We start from the raw sequence: 19092 nt of genomic DNA, 5'->3' as shown, positions 1-19092 counted from the left end.
GGCGCTGGGACAGGATGATCGCGTCCTCGTAGTTGTGGCCCTCCCACGGCATGAACGCCACGAGCAGGTTCTTGCCCAGCGCCATCTCGCCCTGGTCGGTGCACGGCCCGTCGGCGACGACCTGGTTGACCTCCACCCGGTCGCCCTCGGCGACGATGGGCCTCTGGTTGAAGGAGGTGCCCTGGTTGGAGCGCTTGAACTTCGCCACGCGGTACGTCGTCCGCGTGCCGTCGTCGTTCATGACCGTGATGTAGTCGGCCGAGACCTCCTCGACCACGCCCGCCTTCTCGGCGCTGACCATGTCGCCCGTGTCGGTGGCCGCCCGGTATTCCATTCCGGTGCCGACCAGCGGCGCCTCGCTCCTGAGCAGCGGTACCGACTGGCGCATCATGTTCGCGCCCATGAGCGCCCGGTTGGCGTCGTCGTGCTCCAGGAACGGGATCATCGCGGTGGCCACCGACACCATCTGGCGCGGCGACACGTCGATGTAGTCGACCTCCTCGGCCCGGGCGAGCTCGGTCTCACCGCCCTTGGTGCGGACCAGGACGCGGGACTCGGCGAACGACCCGTCGGGGTTGAGCGCCGTGTTGGCCTGCGCCTTGACGTAGCGGTCCTCCTCGTCGGCGGTCAGGTAGTCGATCTGGTCGGTCACCTTCCCGTCCACGACCTTGCGGTAAGGAGTCTCGACGAAGCCGAAGGCGTTGAGCCGGGCGAAACAGGCGAGGTAGCCGATGAGGCCGATGTTCGGACCTTCAGGCGTCTCGATCGGGCACATGCGGCCGTAGTGGGACGGGTGCACGTCGCGGACCTCGAAGCCGGCCCGCTCACGGGACAGACCGCCGGGGCCGAGCGCGTTCAGACGCCGCTTGTGCGTCAGGCCGGCCAGCGGGTTGGTCTGGTCCATGAACTGCGAGAGCTGTGAGGTGCCGAAGAACTCCTTGATCGACGCCACGACGGGGCGGATGTTGATCAGGGTCTGCGGCGTGATCGCCTCGACGTCCTGCGTGGTCATGCGCTCGCGGACGACGCGCTCCATGCGGGCCAGGCCCAGGCGGACCTGGTTCTGGATGAGCTCGCCGACGTTGCGCACCCGCCGGTTGCCGAAGTGGTCGATGTCGTCGACCTCCAGCGGCAGGCCTGCCGACTCCTCACCGGCGTGCAACCGCACCAGGTACTCGACCATCGCGACGATGTCGTCCTCGGCCAGGACGGTGACGTTGATGTCCGTCTCCGACCCGAGCTTCTTGTTGATCTTGTACCGGCCGACCTTGGCCAGGTCGTACCGCTTGGGGTTGAAGTACAGGTTCTCCAGCAGGGTCTGCGCCGACTCCTTGGTCGGCGGCTCGCCCGGCCGCAGCTTGCGGTAGATGTCGAGCAGTGCGTCGTCCTGGCCGGAGGTGTGGTCCTTCTCCAGGGTCGCCCGCATCGACTCGTACCGGCCGAAACGCTCGAGGATCTGCTCGCCGGTCCATCCCAGGGCCTTGAGAAGCACGGTGACGGCCTGCTTGCGCTTGCGGTCGATGCGCACACCGACGCTGTCGCGCTTGTCGATCTCGAATTCCAGCCAGGCGCCCCGGGACGGGATGACCTTGCAGCCGTAGAGGTCCTTGTCGGAGGTCTTGTCGGCGGTGCGTTCGAAGTAGACGCCCGGCGAACGGACCAACTGCGAGACCACGACACGCTCGGTGCCGTTGATGATGAAGGTGCCCTTCGAGGTCATGAGCGGGAAGTCGCCCATGAACACCGTCTGGCTCTTGATCTCACCCGTGGTGTTGTTGATGAACTCCGCCGTCACGAACATCGGGGCGGAGAAGGTCATGTCCTTGTCTTTGCACTCGTCGACCGAGTACTTCGGCGGCTCGAACCGGTGGTCGCGGAACGACAAGGACATGGTCCCCGAGAAGTCCTCGATGGGACTGATCTCCTCGAAGATCTCTTCGAGGCCCGACTGGGCCGGAACGTCCTTGCGCCCGGCCCGACGAGCCGCCTCCACCCGGGCCTTCCACTTCTCGTTGCCGAGGAGCCAATCGAAAGACTCGGTCTGCAGGGCAAGAAGGTCAGGAACCTCCAAAGGCTCCTGGATACGCGAAAAGGAGGCGCGACGGGGACCAGGGGGTATGGCGGAGGCGTTGCGCGAGGCTGCCAACAGATGTCCTTCCGGAGGGCTCGGATGGAATCGAACTGCGCGCACGCCAAACGCCCCGACGGAATTCGGGGCGTCGAGTGGCAGCGCGAGGGAGCAGCATAACGCAAATTACAAACGCGTGTCCACAGCTACTATAAGCGTCAACCTCGGTGCCGCGTTCAGCATCCCACAGCCGGGTGGGCTCGTCAACTCTCGAGGCCGCTGTACGCGTTGAGTCGTGCCGTCGCACGCCTGGGTGCGCGGGCGCTCACGCGTCCTGCCCGGCGCGCGGAGTCCGGGAACGCGGAGATCCGGGCCACGCCGGTTGTGATCAGGCCAGGTGCGGAAGTCCCTCGCGGCAGGGTGGATCCGCCGGGTGGCTGGATGACCCTGGAGGGTGATCAAGGTGGAGGACCGGGCGGAGATCCGCCGGCTGCATCGCGCTGAGCAGATGCCGATCAAGGCGATCGCGTCCACGCGGTAGCCGCGCTCGCTGAGCCACGTAGCGCGCCGGAGCATCGGGATCACGCGGCGGGAGGGCGGGGTGAGGCGTTGAGTTCGGCGGTGACGGCGCGTTCGCGGAGCTGGGCGGACTCGGCGCGCAGGGACTCCACCTGGGCGCGCAGGTCCTGGACGCGGGCGCGTTCGATCTCCAGCAGCCCGGACAGGCGGTCTCGTTCGGCGGCGGCGGCGCGTTCGAGCTCGCGCGCCGAGGCGGCCTGTTCCTCGGCCGCGCGCACACGCGCCGACGCCTGAGCCTCCGCCGCCTCGACGCGCGCGGTCGCCTCGCGTCCCGCCGCCCGCACCCGCGCGGCGGCCTCCCGTTCGGCGGCGGACGCCCTGGTGGAGGCCTGGTCGGCGTCGGCCGCGGCGCGCGCTGCCTGGCCCACGGCCTCGGCGCGGGCCCGTTCGGCCTCCTCGGCGCGGGCCTGTGCCCGGTCGCGCTCGGCCTCCGCGGCCTGGGCGCGGGCGGCTGCGGCGGCGGCGGACTGCTCGGCCTCGGTGCGCGCCCGGCGGGCCTGGCGGACCTCGGTGCGCGCGGCGTCACGTTCGGCGCCGGCCTGTTCGGCCAGCTGCGCCGTGCGCGCGGCGTCGGCGCGGGCCGTGGCGGCCTCGGCGCTCGCGGTCTCGACGCGCTCTTCCATCTCGCGTACGGCCTGGTCACGCGCGGCTTCGGCGCGGGTGGCGCGCCGGGTGGCCTGCTCGGCGGCCTGCTTGGCCAGACGTTCGGTGGTGGCGGCCTCGCGCAGCGCGGCGAGGGCCTGTTCGCGGGCGTTCTCGGCGTCCGACAGGGCGGTGTCGCGTTCGGCGTGGGCCTCCTCGGCCTGGCGGCGCATCTGCTCGCGTTCCCTGCGGGCGTGCTCGGTGGCCTCGCGCGCGAGGCGTACCTGCTCGAAGGCCTGCTCGCGCTCGGTGCGGGCGATGGCCACGCGGGTGTGGGCCTCGGCCTGCATGGCGCTGATGCGGGCCTCCACCCCCGCCGGGCTGAGCTCGTCGGCCAGGACCTGCGCCAAAGGACTGACCGCGGCCGCCAGCCCCTTCTCCATGCGCTCGTACAGTTCCTCCGCCCGCGCCAGCGCGCCCTCCAGCCCCGGGGTGGCGCGCCGCATCTCGCGCTCGCGCTTGGCCGCGGCCTGGCAGTCGCCCTGCGCGCAGTACTCCTTGGGCCTGCCGCGTCCCCCGCGCTGCTCGACCACCGCCCCGCAGTGCCTGCACAGCCGCACCCCGCCCGAGGCCCCCTCCCCCGAAGCGTCCCGCTCCGAGCCCCGAGCCGTGTGCCCCTCGTCCACCCTCTCCACCGTCACACGCCGACCCTAGCATTTTCTGATTTCTAGAAATTCGTATTCAGAAAAGCAGATCCGTTGCGTGCGTCATCCCAGCGCATCACTCACGAGAAGTGCAGTTCCCGCAAGCTATGTAGCGCACCACACGGCGACCGACATCAGAGCGTCAAAGCCCTCCACCGGCGCGCACCATCAGCAAGGCCCTCCGCTCCCGAACCTGCCCCCAGCCGCCAGGTAGCGGTGAGAGATCACGATTCCGGTTCCTGATCGTTTCGGAGCGGTGAATGTGGCTCGCACTGCGGAACGTCCGCGCAAGCGTCGTATTCGGATGGCCGTTCGCTTCCTGCTCGGGCAGGATCCCTCCTGTGCGACATGCTCTCCTCGGGCTGGCCGAGAACACGGCGTTACCGTCCGAACTGATCGATCAGCTCATCGCGACTGCGGACGGGGACGTCGCCGAGGCCGTGGCCTGCCGGTCGGATCTCAGCCGCGTGCAGGTAGCCGCGCTGTCACGCTTCGAGGGAGCCGCCATACGACTCGCCCACGAAGGGCGACTCACGGCCGACGACGTCGATCCGGTAGCCCAGCCACGTGTCGCACTCGCCCTCCTCGAAGAACGTTCCGGCAGGCCGGAGTGGGCGAGACTTCTCGCTGCCGATCCTCTGGCGGAGACGCGGGAGAAGCTGGCGGCCTGCCCCGGCCTGCCACACGATGTGATGCAGACACTCGGCTCCGACCCCGATGTCCGGGTGGTCGCTGAGCTCGCGCTGTGGGCGCCCGCGGACATCGCTGGCGAGCTTGCGGCGCATTCGCATGCCGATGTTCGTCGTTCGGTGGCGGCCAACGAAGCGACGCCGGCAACTGTACTGGCGTCGTTGCTGACCGGTGACGGGCTGCCGTCGGCGCGGTCCTGCGTGGTCTGTGATCGAGAACCGGTCCCGTTCGTTCACGATCCGAGCTGCGAACGATCTGACTGCTCACTGCCGCCAGGCGCTTCCTGCGATGGCTCCCATGAGTCGGCTGCGCAGGAGATTCAGCAGATGGCGCTTCGGAACCCGGCTGCGCCGGTGGACGCCGTTGTGGGCTTCGTCAGCCATCCTTCGACTCTGATGCGCGTCGAGTTGGCGGCCCGCACCGATCTGCCCGCACAGGTGTACGCGCAGCTTGCCGAGGATCCCATCCCGTGGGTACGCGCAACGCTCGCGGACAACCCCTCGATCAGCGAGAACCTGATCCGCACCCTGGCCACCGATCGCGGCCACGACGTCCAGCGTCGACTTGCCCACAATCCCGAGCTGCCGCTCGACGTTCTGTCCGACGTCGCAGGCAACACCCGGATCGGCCCGGTACTCCTGCCGCGTATCGCATCTGCCTCTGGGGCCGAAGTCACGGCACTGGCCGCGTCAGCGATCCCGGCGGTACGCATGCTGCTCGCCCAGCGGCGCGACCTGTTACCCGAGATCCGTAACGCGCTCGCCGACGATCCCGATGCGAAGGTGGTCAAATCCGTCGCGCCGCACCCGGGCCTGTCCGAGGCGCAGCTCCGTGCGATGGTCACGCGCCACGGTGCGCGGGTGCTGGCGAAAGTGGCCGTCAACCCGGACGCCACGGCCCAGTTGCTGGAGGACCTTGCTCAGCACCGGCCGCCGGTGCAGAAGGCGTTCCGCGAGATCGCTCGGCATCCCAGCGCCACGGCCGTGGCGCTGCTGGCCTGCCTCGACGATCGCCAGGCCAGACCCTTGGCCGCCCGCCACCCCGCCTTGCCGCTCTCGGCGATGGTCGAACTACTCCACGACGAAGACTGGCAGGTAGTAGAGGCGGCGGCCGCTAACCCGTCGTTGCCGCTCGCCGCGATGCGAGAGCTTATTCCCTGATCCAGATGGCCTGTGCGGGCGCGCGGCTCAGCTCACGCGGAACACGACACGGGACTCCAGGTCCAAGCGGGTGGCCGCGGCCGCAGCAGCGTGATCGTCCGGATGACCCGCCCCAACTCGCGCAGCGCCTTGTAGAGCGGTTTCGCCGGGAGTGGTTGCCCAGGCGACGCAGCAGCGTCACCGAGGACAGTCGGCCCTCCCGGATCGAGATGCCCGCCCGTAGCAGGTCCGGCCAGTGCTTCTCGATCGGCTCCCAGTCGATGATGTTGTCGCCGAACAGCGAGTCGATGTGCATGTACATCGTGCTAGCCGTGGGCCGGTAGAAACTCAGGTCGTGCCAGTTCCGGATCCTGGGGAGCAGGTCGAACCCGAGCAGCCGCGACCGAAGGCTCCTCTGAAGGGGGATAGCCCTCTTCTAGCTGTCAGGAAATCCTGTCGTCAATTCAGCCTCCCAATCCGCGGCGCAGGGCAGTGATTGATCCGCTGATGTCCGATTTTCCGGGCCGTCGAGCACCACTTCGGCGGCCTGTCGGGAAACCGTCTAATCCGGACACCCTTCGAGGTCGAAGCCGACCTATAGATCAGCTGCCTGGCGGTAGGTCACGTTCGAGAGCGGAGGGCCGTGATGGGGAGCCGGGGTCGGTGTTGGCGAGCAGGGTCAGGCTGGTGACGAGGCCGGCGGCCTCGGGGGAGGCGAGCCGGTAACGGACGACGCGTCCGAAACGGTGGGAGGTCACCAGTCCGGCCGAACGCAGTACGGCCAGATGGTTCGACATGTTCGGCTGGGTGACGCCCATGCGGCCGGTCAACTCGCCCACGGACGCGTCTCCCTCGGCAAGCGTCTGCAACACGGCGAGCCGGACCGTGCAGCTCAACGCACGCCCGATCGCGGAGAGCCGGTCGTTGCTATCCATCAGTGTCAGATGATACCTTCCGCTACATATCAGTGATCAGTGATGTATCTGTACGGGAAGGCAGGCCATGGTCAGGAATGCCGTCGTCACAGGTGCCAGCAAGGGCATCGGGCTGGCCATCGTCACCGCGTTACGCGACGAGGGATACCGGGTCGTGGCGGGAGCACGGACGATCAGTTCCGAACTCAGGCAGGTCACCCCGTTCGCTGTCCCTGTGGACCTCCGCACTCCCGGCGGGCCCCCTCACCTCATCGACACCGCCATGGCCGAACTCGGCGGCATCGATCTGCTGGTCAACAACGTCGCCGGCACCACCGGCCCGCACCCGGGCGGGTTCCTGTCCATCTCCGACGACGACTGGCGGCACGCCCTCGACCTGACCCTGTTCAGTGCCGTACGAGCCAGCAGGGCCGCGCTGCCCAGCATCGTCGAGCGCAAGGGCCACATCATCAACATCGGTTCGGTCAACGCCCGCCGCCCGGTGGCCAATCTGGTGGACATCTCCGCTGCCAAAGCGGCTCTGGCCAGCCTGGGCAAGGCCCTCGCCGAGGAGTTCGGCCCTCAGGGTGTCAGAGTCAACACCATCTCGCCGGGACCAGTACGTACCGCGGTGTGGACCGAACCGGGCAGCACCGGGGACGCGCTCGCGAAGAAGGCCGGCATCTCGCGCGAAGAGCTGCTTGACTCCCTGCCCGCCGCCCTCGGGATGTCCACCGGGCACATCACCGAACCGGCGGAGATCGCTGCCCTGGTCGTGTTCCTGGCCTCCGGGAAAGCGCCCAACATCAACGGCTCCGACCTCGTCATCGACGGTGGCCTGCGCAAAGAGTGGTAGGGGTCAGGACAGCAGGCCCCGTTCGAGTGCGGTCATCATCCGCCGCCGGGCTGGTCTACTCCGTGGCGATGACTTCGTTGACCGCGGCGCGAGCGGCCGATTCGTCGACGATGGTGACAGCTTCCTCAACGACAACCGCAATCGTGATCTCTCACCCGCTACCTGGCGGCTAGGGACATGTTCGGGAGCGGAGGGCCGGCAAGCGCCGGTTCCCATCCGGGCGTGAGTAGTCGAGAATGGTCACGTAGTTGACCAGGCATTTCGTCATCCCTGTCCGCGAGTTGGTCACGCGATGTCCGATGCGGCCATGGTTTTGCCCCGCAGCATCCCTGCTCCCCCAGTTCGACGCCGTCGTGAGTCGATGACCGCTGACCTAGGAGCTGGGACGTCATAGGTGGAGGCTGTTCCCTGTCCGTCGCGGGTGACTGGGGACATCGGTTGACCAAAACCGAACCACTCCGACTTTCGTGGAGCCCTGAAGCCAGCGTCATCTGCCGGCGGAAGGGAGAAGTACGACACGATGCCAGCCCCGAGGAAGTACCCCCAAGAGCTTCGTGGACGCGGCGGTGCTGTTTGAATGGCTCCTGCTGCTGATCTACGCCTACGGGACGGGGACCGGGATTCGCGCGGTCGCCGCCGGCGACCATCCCACACCGAGGACGACCTTCGGTACGCGCGCCGCCGCTACCTGACCGCCGCTACCTGACCGTCGAGGCCTGCCGCGAGGTCGCCCGGATGATCGCAACGCGACCTTCGCCGTCCGGCAGGCCGCCCTGTGGGGCGAGGGCACGACCGCGGTCGCCTCGGACTCCACTCACTTCTCGGCCTTCGATCAGAACATCTTCACCGAGTGGCACTCCCGCTACCGCAGGGCCAAGCGCGGCGTGCTGATCTACTGGACGGTCGAAACCGGCGGGTCCATGGCCGTCCACTCCCAGCTGATCTCCTGCTCGGCGTCCGAGGTGCACGCCATGGTCGAGGGCGCGATGCGGCACGACACCGACATGGAGATCGAGCAGAACTTCGTCGACTCCCACGGCGCCTCGTTCGTCGGGTTCTGGATCACCCGGCTGCTGGACTCCGACCTGGTCGCCCGGTTCAAGCAGATCAACAAGATGAAGCTGTATGTGCCCGGCCGGGGCGAGGACTTCTCCTACCCGTTGCTCGGACCCGCGCTGACCAGGCCGATCCGGTCGGACATCATCACCCAGAACTACGACATCATGATGAAGTACGCCACCGCGATCCGGCTGCGGACCGCCTCCACCGAGGCCCTGCTGCGCCGGTTCACCAGCGAGACCATCCACCCCGCCTAGGGCCTGTTTCAAAGACAGGTGAGCCAGTCGTTGATGGCGGCGATATGGATGGTGGCTTCGTAGCGGACGGCGAGCTTGTCGTATCTGGTTGCGACGGCGCGGTTGCGTTTGAGCAGGTTGATGCCACATTCCACCGCGTGCCGGGTGCGGTAGCCGGCAAGGTCGAACTTCGGGGGACGGCCACCGCGGCTGCCGCGCCGCAGACGGGCGGCGATCCGGTCGGCCGGCTCGGGAATGGTGCACCCGATCCGGCGCCTGCGCAGGTGAGCACGGATCGCCCGCGATGAGTACGCCTTATCGGCCAGCACCACCTCAGGGTCGGGTACGGGGCCGTCCCGGTCCCGGTCTGGGCACGCCGATCCCGGCCATGACCGCCTCGAACTGCGGCGCATCGCCACGCTGCCCGCCGGTCACCACCAGCGACAACATCCGCCGGCCCTGCTCACACGCCAGATGCAGCTTGGTCGTCCACCCACCCCGTGAACGTCCCAGAGCGTGATCGGCCGGCTCGGTGCGCACTCCGCCGGGCGACTCGGCCTGCGCCTGCGGGCGCCGCGCAGCGCCGGCCGCGTGCTGGTGCGCCCGCACGATCGTGGAATCCACACCGACCTGCCAGCCGATCAGACCGGCATCATCGGCAAGTGCCTGCAGCCCGGTGGTGATCTTCTGCCAGGCGCCGGCACGCTGCCATCGGCGAAACAGCCCGTACACCGCCTGCCAGGAGCCGTAGCACGGCGGCACGTCCCGCCACGGCGCCCCCACCCGCGCCCGCCACCGGATCCCATCGATGAGCTGCCGTTTGGTCCACTTCGACGGCCGTCCTGGTCTCCTTGCCGCAGGCAGCAGCGGTTCCAGCCGCGCCCACTGTGCATCGGTCAGGTCAAACCGCCTCGTCACCGCTAAGGTGGCCACGAGGTCTCCGGTGTAAAGGTTTTTCTTGGTCGATCAACCCTTTACCGGAGACCTCACTGCATGTCCGGACACGACACGCCAACACCCAACGGACTTCGAAACAGGCCCTAGGCCGCGATGCTGGAGGTCGGCCGCGCCCAGCGCACCGTCTTCCTGGCCCGCTGGCTTCGCGACCGCGATCTTCAGCGGGAGACCGAATCCGGGCCGAACGTGGTGGAGAACTACAACGGCGTCAACGACTACATCAAGTTCGGCAAGCGCGGAGAACTCGCCTCCAACCGGCGCGAAGAACAGGAACCGGGGAAGTCGTGCCTGCACATTCCCCAGTCGGCCCTCGGTCTGATCAACACGCTGATGATCCAGGACACCCTCGCCCTACCCGAGTGGGAGAACGTCCTCACCGACGCCGACCGGCGCGGGCTCACGCCGCTGTTCCACACCAACATGACCCCCTACGGTGAGATCCAGCTGCGCACCGACCGGCGCCTGGACCTCACCGACCTGCCGACTGCGTAACGCCGGACGCTCGCCCGTTCCGGCGGCAGCGCGGCTGGACTACGCATGATGCCGGCGGGGCGTCGGCGATACTGTGGGCGTGGAGTACGTGTCCAGAGTGCCGCGACCGCCGCTGGACGGGCTGATCGACGACCTTTACTACCTGGAGGGTGCGCCGCCGTACGCCCGGCTGACGCTGCCGCCGATGCCGTCGGCGTTGCTCATCGTCAACCTCGGGGCGCCGTTCCGCATCCGCGCCGGCACCGACATCGAGACGGCCGAGTACGCCGACGGCTGCGTGGTCACCGTGCCCAGCCGCGCCTTCGAGTTCGGCTATCCGCCGGGGACCCGGTCCGTCGGCGTGCACTTCAAGCCGTGGGGGCTGGCGCCGTTCCTGCCGATGCCCGCGGCCGAGCTGTGTGACCGGCCGGTGACGGTGGAGCAGGTTTGGGGCCGGCCCGCCATTGCTGAGCTGCGGGACCGGCTGGCCACGGCGGCCGGGCCGTACGAGATGCTGACGCTGCTCGAGGAGGAGCTGATGCGACGGCTGTGCGAGACCGCCGGCCTGGGGCTGGTCCGCCATACGAGCAGCGTCATCGCGGCGACCAGCGGGGCGGTGGCGATCGGCGACCTGAGCGTGGCAGCCGGTGTCAGCAGCACTCATCTGGCGCAGCGGTTCAAGAAGCTCATCGGCGTCACGCCGAAGCGGCTGGCCCGCACCTACCGCTTCACCGCCACCGTGTTCGCGATCAACCCCGCCGGAACGATCGACTGGGGCGACCTCGCCGGTGGCGCAGGCTACTTCGACCAGGCCCACTTCGGCCACGAGTTCAGGGCGTTCACCGGGCTCACGCCGACCCGGTACGTCGAAGTCCGGCGGCGGTTCCTGCGCGAACATCCCGGCCACGCGCTGGACGGCTGGCCGCTGCCGGCCGATTGATTTCTTACAAGAGCGACAGCTCACGACACGCTAATTTGAGGGCACCCCGAAGCAGAGGAGAGCCCGTGGGCAAGGTGGTCATGTACAGCTCGGTGTCGGTGGACGGCTTCGTCGCGGACGAGAATGACCAGCCCGGACCGCTGTTCGACTGGTTGTCCAGCGGTGACGTCCCGTTGGACGAGAGCGGCGAGCTGAAGGTATCGCAGACGTCCTACGACTACACCCGGCGGTACTGGGACGAGATCGGGGTGACAATCGTCGGCCGCCACGTCTTCGACATGACGGACGGCTGGGACGGGAAGCCTCCGGGCGGGATCGACCACGTGGTCGTCGTGACGCACCGGCCGGAGCCCGAGGGCTGGGACCCCGAGGCGCCGTTTCACTTCGTCGACGGCGTCGAGGCAGCCGTGGCCAAGGCGCAGGAGCTTGCGGGTGACCGCATGGTCGAGGTCGCCGCTGGCGACGTCGGTGGCCAGGCGCTTGCCGCGGGTCTGGTCGACGAGGTGCGCATGGACGTCGTACCCGTGGTGTTCGGGTCCGGCAAGCGCTACTTCGGGTCGGTCCACGCGCAGCACCTGTTGGAGGATCCTGACGTGGTGATTCAGGGCAACCGGGTGCTTCACCTGCGCTATCGGGTGCGCCGTTGACCGATCTGAGCGGGTACGCGAAGAAGTCCACTGCGAACGGTGACACAAGATCGGGCCTCCGGCTGCGTTTGCGCATCGCTGTCCCTGGTCGGGCAGCCGACGCCGATCCGCCCCAGCACCTCACCTGCGGCAAGTTCAACTCAAGATCACTGGTTGCCGGTTTCCGTCGTATCTTGGCCGACCCCCGAACAGACTTGGCCTGAGCGTGGCCTCGGGACTTCAGGCCCGATCAACGCGCCGACGCCGCCCTCCCCATCAGAGCTTCTGATATCTACCCGAGGCGTTCACCACGATCCACGCCGCCTACGCCGCAGCGCTGAAGCGGGCCCCGCTGGACGGCGACACCCGCCGCGCCTACGACTCCCGGGTCCGGACCTTCCTCGCCTGGCTGGAGGCCAGCGGCCTCGACGACGACCCGCTCACCGACGCCCACGACCGCGACTTCGCCATCCGCGACTACAAGACCCACATGAAGACCGTGCTGCACCGCGCCTCGAATACCGTCAACGCCCACCTCACCGCGTTGGACCACTTCTTCACCCAGCTCGGACTCGGCCCCGCCGTCGTCCGCCGCGACGACGCCCCCAAGCTCGCGCCCCGCGCCCTGGACGCCCGCCAGCAGAAGCGCTACCTGCGCGCCGTCGAACGCCGCCCCCTCGCCGGCGACCGCGCCATCGGCCGGCTGCTGTTCTACTCCGGCGTCCGGATCGCCGAGCTCGTCGCTCTGGACGACGACGTCCCGCTCTCGGCGCGCAAAGGCAAGGTCGGGTGCCACCGGAATACGGCAAAAACGGGCCGCCGTACCTTGAGCCCGAGGTCACGCAGTGTCATGCCCTATTGGTGACGTTCCCGGTGATCGCTCACCCGAGTTCGGCTTCGATCTGATCGCAGTTGTTCCGCATCCGGTGCCAGTTGCCGTGCATCTCTGGGATTCGTCCGTCCTGGCGGGCAAGGGTGGCCACGAGGTGGATGTGGTCGCGGACGTGCCGTAGGCCACCGGAGGATCACACACCGAGGGACCAGGGTGCTTCTTGCTGGGCCCCTCGATATCCCTCATGCCTTCTTGAGGAGCCGTGGCTTTGTTCGTGAGTTGTGAGAGCGCGTGTCGCTCGGCGGGCGTGCTATAGGTTGCCCGCCATGACTGAGCTTGGACCCGTTGCCTGGCCACCTGCCCCGATACGGACCGAGCGGCTCGTGCTCCGTGAGCCCGAGGCCCGGGACCGTGCGGCGCTCATCGAGCTGTTCACCTCGCCGGAGGTGGGCACCTACATTGGTGGCCCTCGACCGCGTGATGAGTTCGAGCGTGCGGTGCCTGAGGTCCCCACGCGGCGCCCCGGCCTTTTCGTGGTCGATCTGGACGGAGCGATGATCGGCATCATCACGCTCGACCGGCGCGACGCGGAGCGTCCAGGTCACGTCCGACCGGACGGCGGTGAGGCCGAGCTCGGCTACATGTTCCTGCCGGAGGCGTGGGGATGCGGGTACGCCGCCGAGGCGTGCGCGGCGGCACTGGACTGGTTCGCCGCCACGCTTCCGAGCGAGCCGGTAGTGCTCTGCACCCAGACCGCCAACGACCGCTCGATGCGCCTCGCGGCGAAGCTGCGGTTCACCGAGGTGGAGCGATTTGAGGAGTACGGCGCCGAGCAGTGGTTCGGCGTGTGGTCCTCGGTCACGCCGTCTGATTGAGCTCGTGCTCGGAAGGGGTGGTGTGCCGGCCGTCAGTCCTCGTCGTCCTCGACGGCGTCCGGGTCGCGGAAGGGGCGCAGGCCCTGGCCGGGGCCGCTGGCCTTAATGTTGAACAGGTAGAGGCCCAGGAAGTTGATGTGCCTGTCCTTGAGCGGGGAGAGTCGGGCCACGTCCTCGTCTTGATGTCGTGGCCCTCGGGGCGGAGCTGGGCGAAGGCGGCATCGAGGTAGCGGGTGTCCCACAGGACCACAGCGTTGAGGACGAGACCCAGACTGGCCAACTGGTCCTCCTGGCCCTCGCGGTATGCCTGGCGGATCTGGCCCCGGCCGCCGTGGCAGATCGCGCGGGCCAGGCGGTGGCGGGACTCCTGCACGGTCGGCTGCCGGTTCATCAGTCGACGGTAGGTGTCGTCGACAGGATCGACCAGGGCGAGCGGGTGCATGGTCTTGTCGATCCGGCCTGCTCGGCCAACGCGGCGCCGAGCGGGGTGGGGTGCCCCTCGCGGCCGAACAGCCGCAGCAGGTCGTAGGCGCGGACCTGGTTGGTGATGAGCGATCCGGCGACGCGGAGCATGTCCGGCCAGTGTGGCGATCCGCCCCAGGCTGACCTTGTTGCAGGCGGCGGCCTCCAGCGGCCCATACCCGGCGACCGGGCCGTCCCCGTCGGGCAGGTCCGCACGCCAGAACCGCTGGTCATCCAGGTCGCGGAAGCGCAGGGCGAAGCGGAAGCCGAGCATCTTGTACAGGCCGAAGGCCATGTCGGAGTACGAGGCGTTGTCGGTCGCGACGCAGGCGCGTCCGCCGCCCTCGGGGACGACGATCTCCACCTTCGCCTCGTCGCCGGCCTCTGTCGGTTCCCGTAGTCCTTTGCACTGATCGTGGGGTGGAACGTCCCGCCTCCGTGCTTCGCGGCGGGACGGGGCGTTGCTGTCTCGGGGTTGGGACTGGTGGATCGGGAATCCACCGCCGCCGAGTGCACCGAAGGCCACGCCACCGCCGCGGGAATCTCCTGGGCGTCCTACGCCTGCCAGCGACGGCGCTGCGACGAAGTCGGCACTTGACCTGCCGAAACGCGATAGCGATAGTGCGCGGTGGCAGCCAGGCGGCCAGATGCGGGCTGATAACCCCGCGGACTTCGGCGTGTGAGCACCCTGATCTGCGGTGGAATACGCCTATGGACATCGGCGCGAAGGACCAGGCGAGCGACCCCGCGCTCCCCCCACCCGTGGCGCAGGTGTTCCCCTGGGCTGGGTGTGGCTGGCGCTCACCGTGGCCGTTCTGGCTGGGATGACGGTGGGGTATCTGCTGTGGGGCGAGACCACCGCCGAACACAGAGATGCTTTCGGCACGGATGGAAGAGTTCCGCCGCCGTACTGGCGATCTGGCCGCCTTCATCAGTGTCGACCGGTTCCGCCTCAGCCAACGCGAACACCACCGGCAACTCGTCGTCGACCATCTCACGCAACGCGATGTCATCGCCCGCCAGATCACCGACCTGTCCGCCAAGGCCAGCGAACAACTCGGGAGCGACAAAGCCGCTGTTCGGATCGGCGGGCTCACCGACCTGGAACGGCTCGCCCAAGCCCATCCCGAGCTTCGTCAGACCGTCGTTGACCGCATCTGCGCCTACCTGCGCGCCCCCCTTCCAGCCTCCACCCGACCGGATCGCTTTCCGGCGGAAAGACCCTGATCAACAGCCGGCCACGGCTGACACCGAGGCTCTCACTCCAGAAGAGGCCGCCGCCCGCCGCCTGGAACTGGACGTACGCCGCACCGCCCAGCAAATCCTCACCCGCCACCTGCACTGGCCCGCTGACAGTTCTGAACGACCTGCGATCTTCTGGGCGGGATCAACCTCGATCTGCGTGACGCCACTCTGGTCGAACTCAACCTTGACCACTGCCGGGTAGCCAGCGCCGACCTCCGCGACGCTCGACTTCACAGATACGCCCGTTTCCAGAAGACCAGGTTCGAGCAAGCCATCTTCCTCGGCGCAACCTTCACCGGGGAAGCCGACTTCAGCGGGGCGACCGTCACCGAGACCGTCAGTTTCTTGGAGGCCAGCTTCGTGGGGGCCGCCCTGTTCGGCCAAGCGAAACTTGGAGTCGCCGCGTTCAACGACGCGTCCTTCTCCGGCCCCGCCATCTTCTGGGAAGCGACCTTCGCCGGGGACGCCTGGTTCACCGGTGCCACCTTCGCCCACGGGGCTGGGTTCGAGGCGGCTGTCTTCACCAGGAACGCCTCGTTCCGCGAGGCTACCTTCAGCGGCGATGCCGAATTCTCCGGGACGGTCTTCTCCCGGGAGGCGCACTTCGACGGGGCGACCTTCGCCGAGGACGCCTGGTTTGGCGAGGCGATCAACATCAGGGTCGCTGGAGTCGATGCGGAGACCCGTCTTGCAGGCGCCAGGACCACCGCATTCGTCTCTGCCGGCCAAGCCCACGTTCCCGCTGCCCGCTTCGACGGCACCCTCAGCTTCGAAGGGGCACGCGTCACTGATCCGAAACGGGCCCACGCATGGCCCCCCCGTGGCGAGCCAAACCCAACCCAGACGACCCCGCCGGACCCTACCTCCTCCACGCCCGCCGCACGCGGTGACATCGATCTACCGCCTCGATGCCACGAACTCCGCTGGTACGCCGCACATCATGATCAGTCCGTCGCGTTCACGCTCGAAGGCCGCGGTGCTGCGGAGCCGCCAGGTGAGGCACTGCAGGATCCAGCGAGCGGTGGATTGGTCGGTCTTGGCAGCAAGGTAGCGCTGCGTCCACGCGGCCAGGCTGCCGTTTGCCGGATCGGCCTGCTCGAGCAGGCCAACCACCTTTCGTGAAGTGATTTGCGTGCGATCCTGGCTCGTCCGAGGCGAGGCCGAACTGGAGCTGGGGGACGGCATGCCGCCGGATTCCTTCACGGAAGGGCCGTTTCCTGAAAGGATTTGAGCCACATAGCTCGGGGGCTCGCGGGAGAGGATGACGTGTCCTGGCATGGTGGCTACACCTGATGTGAGCGGCTGCCAGCAGGCCGACCCCGGCGACCCGGCTGTCTTGTGCGGGGCCACCGGCGCCGTGGACGGGCGTTGCCTGGCCCACCTGAATCCCGAGCAGCGGGCCACCTACCTGGCAGCGCTCACCCCTGGCGCCGACATCGATATGCGTGGCGTCACCTTCAGCTATGAACTGCTCCAACAGTTGCTGACAGCGCTGACCCGCCGCCGCCGCGGCCGCCCCGTCACCGGAGCTAAAGCAAAGTTGGGCAACGCCGACTTCCGCGGCGCGATTTTCACCGGGCGCGTCAATGTCAACAAGGCGACGTTCACTAAGGACGCCGACGTCCGTGACGTGAATCTCAACTTCCGTGACGTGACGTTCGACTTCCGCGGCGCGACGTTCACCGGGAACGTCGACTTCCGCGGCGCGACGTTCACCGGGCTCGCCGACTTCCGCGAGGCGACATTCGCCGGGGACGTCGACTGCAGCGGCGTGACATTCGCCATGGGCGCCGTCTGCTACAAGGCGACGTTCACCGGGCGCGTCGACTTCAGTGACGCGACCTTCGTCGGGGGCGCCTCCTTCGGCGAGGCAACGTTCACCGAGCGCGCCGACTTCGACAAGGCGACGTTTCCCGAGGTCCCCGGCTCCGGCGGCGCGATATTCCCCGGGGGCACCGACTTCAGCCATGTGACATTCACCAAGGGCGCCCGGTTCGCCGGCGTGACATTCACCGTGGGCGTCATGTTCTATGGCGCGACGTTCTCCGACGGCGTCGGCTTCGACGGCGCGACGTTCACCGCGCACGCCAACTTCGACCGCGTCACGTTCTCGTACGCCTTGTTCCGCGGCGCGACGTTCTCCGGGAGACAACGTTCCCGCAACATGAACCTCACGGCCACCGGCTTCAACGACGTGATGTTCTCTGACTACGCCGATTTCAGCCATGCCAGGGTGCCCGGGGCGGTGGAGATGCGTGGCCGGGTGCCCCGATTGTTTCTTGAGGGGATGGAGGTGGACGGGGACCTGGTGGTGGAGGTGGCGGCTGAGACCGTGGCCGCTACGCGGATACGGGGGGCGGGGCGGGTGACGTTACGGGTGCGGGCCGCGCAGGTGGATGCCAGTGAGGCGGCGATAACCGGCTCGTTCACCGTGCAGGGACTCCGAGAGCCGATCCAGGGCGTCGATGAGAGCGGGCTGCCGTATCCGGCGCATCCCGGCCAACTGGCGGCAGTGACCTCGCTGCGCGGCACCGATGCCCAGCATCTGGTGCTGACCGACGTGGATCTGAGCCGGTGCCTGTTCGCCGGGATGCACCGGGTCGATCAGGTGCGGCTGGACGGCTGGTGCGCCTTCGCCTTCGACCCGCGGGGTCGCCGTCAGGTCCTGGCCGAGGAACACCACTGGCGAGCCTCGCGCGCCGCACTGGCCAGGACCGCCTGGCGGGCGTGGCGCGGGTGGACGTCGGCTCCCGAAGGGGTCGGCGTGGTGAGTTCAAAGCGGCTGGAGGTGCTGTATCGGCAGTTACGCACGGCGTTGGAGAACTCCAAGAACGAACCGGGGGCGGCGGACTTCTACTACGGGGAGATGGAGATGCGCCGCCTCAGCCACCGGGACCCCACCTACCCCGCACGTGGCCTCGAGCGGCTCGTTTTGACCGCCTACTGGCTGCTGTCGGGGTACGGGCTGCGGGCCTCCCGCGCCGTGACGGCGCTGCTGGTCATGATCGGCTTGGCCACCCTCGGATTCGCCACTGTCGGGTTCTCCCACTCCTCCACCACCGCCTACCAGCTGCTCCCCCCGGCCCCCGGGAGGACCGCGATCTACCAGCAGATCGACATCCAGGCCCCCCGGCCTGGCTGGGGAACCGCGTTCTACCACGCCATCGACAGCTCTACCTCGCTCCTGCACACCCCTGGAGCCGAACCCCTCACCCCCTACGGCCAAGCCATCGAAATCATCCTGCGGCTCCTCGGCCCTCTGCTCCTCGGCCTGGCCATCCTCGCCGTCCGCGGACGCGTCAAACGCTGAGCCTCGCGCTGCATCAGTGCAGTTAAAAGGTATAGCCGACCAAATTTCTTCTTCGACCGCCGGGCTCAATCAACCGCGGACAAGAATGAGGCCCACGACGACGAAGACGACCGCTGGCCGGCCGCTACACCTCCTCCCTTGTCGGCCGGCGGAGGGGCACCGGTCCTTATCGTGGTCAGTCCTGTTCGTCGTCTTCGGCCGTCGCATCGCGCAGCGGCCGCAGGTTCCCCGGTGCCCCGGGCCGGGTGAACGGGTAGCTGCCGTAGAAGTTGATGTGCTCCCAGATCAGCGGGGACAGCCGGGCCCGGATCTCCGGGCCAATCGACAGCTGCCCGTCTGCCTGCAGAGTTAGTCGCTCCTTTGAGATCACCTTCTCGATCCGGCCGACCAGATCCGCCGCCCGCGCGCCGGCCCCTTCTCGGCCTCCAGCGGCGTCTCATAGACGACCGCGACCGCCGCGGTCAGGTCAGCGGCGGCCTTGCGGAGCCTCGGCAGCGACTGCAGCTTCTGCTCCCGCCCGGTCGGCGACGCCGACCGATGCCGGTCG

Annotated in this window: 15 protein-coding genes and 4 pseudogenes; 12 read left to right on the top strand and 7 right to left on the bottom strand. The window is 68.2% G+C overall.

Annotation, left to right across the window (positions count from 1 at the left end; translation table 11 throughout):
• Both rpoB and DQ384_RS23705 read right to left on the bottom strand, forming a co-directional pair.
• Positions 1-2146, bottom strand: a 2146-nt coding sequence (rpoB, locus tag DQ384_RS23710; protein ID WP_114031079.1) for a DNA-directed RNA polymerase subunit beta, incomplete at its 3' end; no start/stop codon positions are given.
• Between the two features lie 503 nt (positions 2147-2649).
• Positions 2650-3930, bottom strand: coding sequence for a coiled-coil domain-containing protein (locus DQ384_RS23705; protein ID WP_245966716.1), 1281 nt, complete (start codon positions 3928-3930; stop codon positions 2650-2652).
• Between the two features lie 344 nt (positions 3931-4274).
• Between DQ384_RS23705 and DQ384_RS23700 the strand changes: the two genes are divergently transcribed.
• Entirely contained in the window at positions 4275-5783 is a 1509-nt protein-coding gene (locus tag DQ384_RS23700) for a hypothetical protein (protein ID WP_114031056.1), read from the top strand.
• Here DQ384_RS23700 and DQ384_RS23695 read toward each other — a convergent pair.
• Together DQ384_RS23695 and DQ384_RS23690 are read right to left on the bottom strand one after the other, a co-directional pair.
• A complete protein-coding gene (locus DQ384_RS23695) occupies positions 5773-6114 on the bottom strand; it encodes a transposase (RefSeq protein ID WP_245966723.1) in 342 nt (113 codons plus the stop codon). The genes DQ384_RS23700 and DQ384_RS23695 overlap by 11 nt on opposite strands.
• 250 nt (positions 6115-6364) lie before the next feature.
• Positions 6365-6697 (bottom strand): ArsR/SmtB family transcription factor, encoded by a 333-nt coding sequence (locus DQ384_RS23690; RefSeq protein WP_114031055.1) that lies wholly within the window; start codon positions 6695-6697, stop codon positions 6365-6367.
• Between the two features lie 67 nt (positions 6698-6764).
• Here DQ384_RS23690 and DQ384_RS23685 point away from each other — a divergent pair, with 67 nt between their 5' ends.
• Together DQ384_RS23685 and DQ384_RS23680 are read left to right on the top strand one after the other, a co-directional pair.
• A complete protein-coding gene (locus DQ384_RS23685) occupies positions 6765-7532 on the top strand; it encodes an SDR family oxidoreductase (RefSeq protein WP_114031054.1) in 768 nt (255 codons plus the stop codon).
• A 557-nt stretch (positions 7533-8089) separates the two neighbouring features.
• A pseudogene (locus DQ384_RS23680) lies at positions 8090-8845 on the top strand (Tn3 family transposase); the annotation flags it as partial.
• Positions 8846-8856: 11 nt separating this feature from the next.
• Here the strand turns inward: DQ384_RS23680 and DQ384_RS23675 are convergent.
• A protein-coding gene (locus DQ384_RS23675; RefSeq protein ID WP_220183098.1) for an IS5 family transposase occupies positions 8857-9745 on the bottom strand; the annotation gives its coding sequence in 2 pieces (ribosomal slippage) (positions 8857-9165 and positions 9167-9745; 888 coding nt in all).
• A gap of 126 nt (positions 9746-9871) precedes the next feature.
• Between DQ384_RS23675 and DQ384_RS23670 the strand changes: the two are divergent.
• The 5 genes and pseudogenes from DQ384_RS23670 to DQ384_RS23650 all read left to right on the top strand — a co-directional run.
• A pseudogene (locus tag DQ384_RS23670) lies at positions 9872-10276 on the top strand (Tn3 family transposase); the annotation flags it as partial.
• A 79-nt stretch (positions 10277-10355) separates the two neighbouring features.
• On the top strand, positions 10356-11195 hold the full coding sequence (locus tag DQ384_RS23665; RefSeq protein WP_220183087.1) for a helix-turn-helix domain-containing protein: 840 nt from the start codon (positions 10356-10358) through the stop codon (positions 11193-11195).
• 65 nt (positions 11196-11260) lie between these two features.
• Entirely contained in the window at positions 11261-11842 is a 582-nt protein-coding gene (locus DQ384_RS23660; protein WP_114031053.1) for a dihydrofolate reductase family protein, read from the top strand.
• 469 nt (positions 11843-12311) lie between these two features.
• On the top strand, positions 12312-12686 hold the full coding sequence (locus DQ384_RS23655; protein ID WP_114031052.1) for a hypothetical protein: 375 nt from the start codon (positions 12312-12314) through the stop codon (positions 12684-12686).
• 293 nt (positions 12687-12979) lie between these two features.
• A complete protein-coding gene (locus tag DQ384_RS23650; protein ID WP_114031077.1) occupies positions 12980-13528 on the top strand; it encodes a GNAT family N-acetyltransferase in 549 nt (182 codons plus the stop codon).
• 32 nt (positions 13529-13560) lie between these two features.
• Here DQ384_RS23650 and DQ384_RS23640 read toward each other — a convergent pair.
• Positions 13561-14315: pseudogene (locus tag DQ384_RS23640) on the bottom strand (Tn3 family transposase); the annotation flags it as partial.
• Positions 14316-14878: 563 nt separating this feature from the next.
• Here DQ384_RS23640 and DQ384_RS23635 point away from each other — a divergent pair.
• The 4 genes and pseudogenes from DQ384_RS23635 (at position 14879) to DQ384_RS23625 (ending at position 18545) form a co-directional block, all read left to right on the top strand.
• The gene (locus DQ384_RS23635) at positions 14879-15217 is read left to right on the top strand and encodes a hypothetical protein (RefSeq protein WP_114031051.1); all 339 of its coding nucleotides are present in this window, start codon (positions 14879-14881) and stop codon (positions 15215-15217) included.
• 150 nt (positions 15218-15367) lie between these two features.
• Positions 15368-15547, top strand: a pseudogene (locus tag DQ384_RS44230) (pentapeptide repeat-containing protein); the annotation flags it as partial.
• 33 nt (positions 15548-15580) lie between these two features.
• Positions 15581-16357, top strand: a complete 777-nt coding sequence (locus DQ384_RS23630; RefSeq protein ID WP_181871363.1) for a pentapeptide repeat-containing protein — start codon at positions 15581-15583, stop codon at positions 16355-16357.
• 157 nt (positions 16358-16514) lie between these two features.
• Positions 16515-18545, top strand: coding sequence for a pentapeptide repeat-containing protein (locus DQ384_RS23625; RefSeq protein ID WP_181871362.1), 2031 nt, complete (start codon positions 16515-16517; stop codon positions 18543-18545).
• A gap of 175 nt (positions 18546-18720) precedes the next feature.
• Here the strand turns inward: DQ384_RS23625 and DQ384_RS23620 are convergent, their stop codons facing one another.
• Complete coding sequence (locus DQ384_RS23620) at positions 18721-18915, bottom strand: Tn3 family transposase (RefSeq protein ID WP_181871361.1); 195 nt, start codon at positions 18913-18915, stop codon at positions 18721-18723.
• Positions 18916-19092: the final 177 nt, after the last annotated feature.

Origin of the sequence: Sphaerisporangium album (assembly GCF_003323745.1) — a bacterium.
Lineage (GTDB): Bacteria > Actinomycetota > Actinomycetes > Streptosporangiales > Streptosporangiaceae > Sphaerisporangium > Sphaerisporangium album.
The sequence above is the reverse complement of the archived record's forward strand: the minus strand, read 5'-3'. Positions and strand labels throughout refer to the sequence as shown.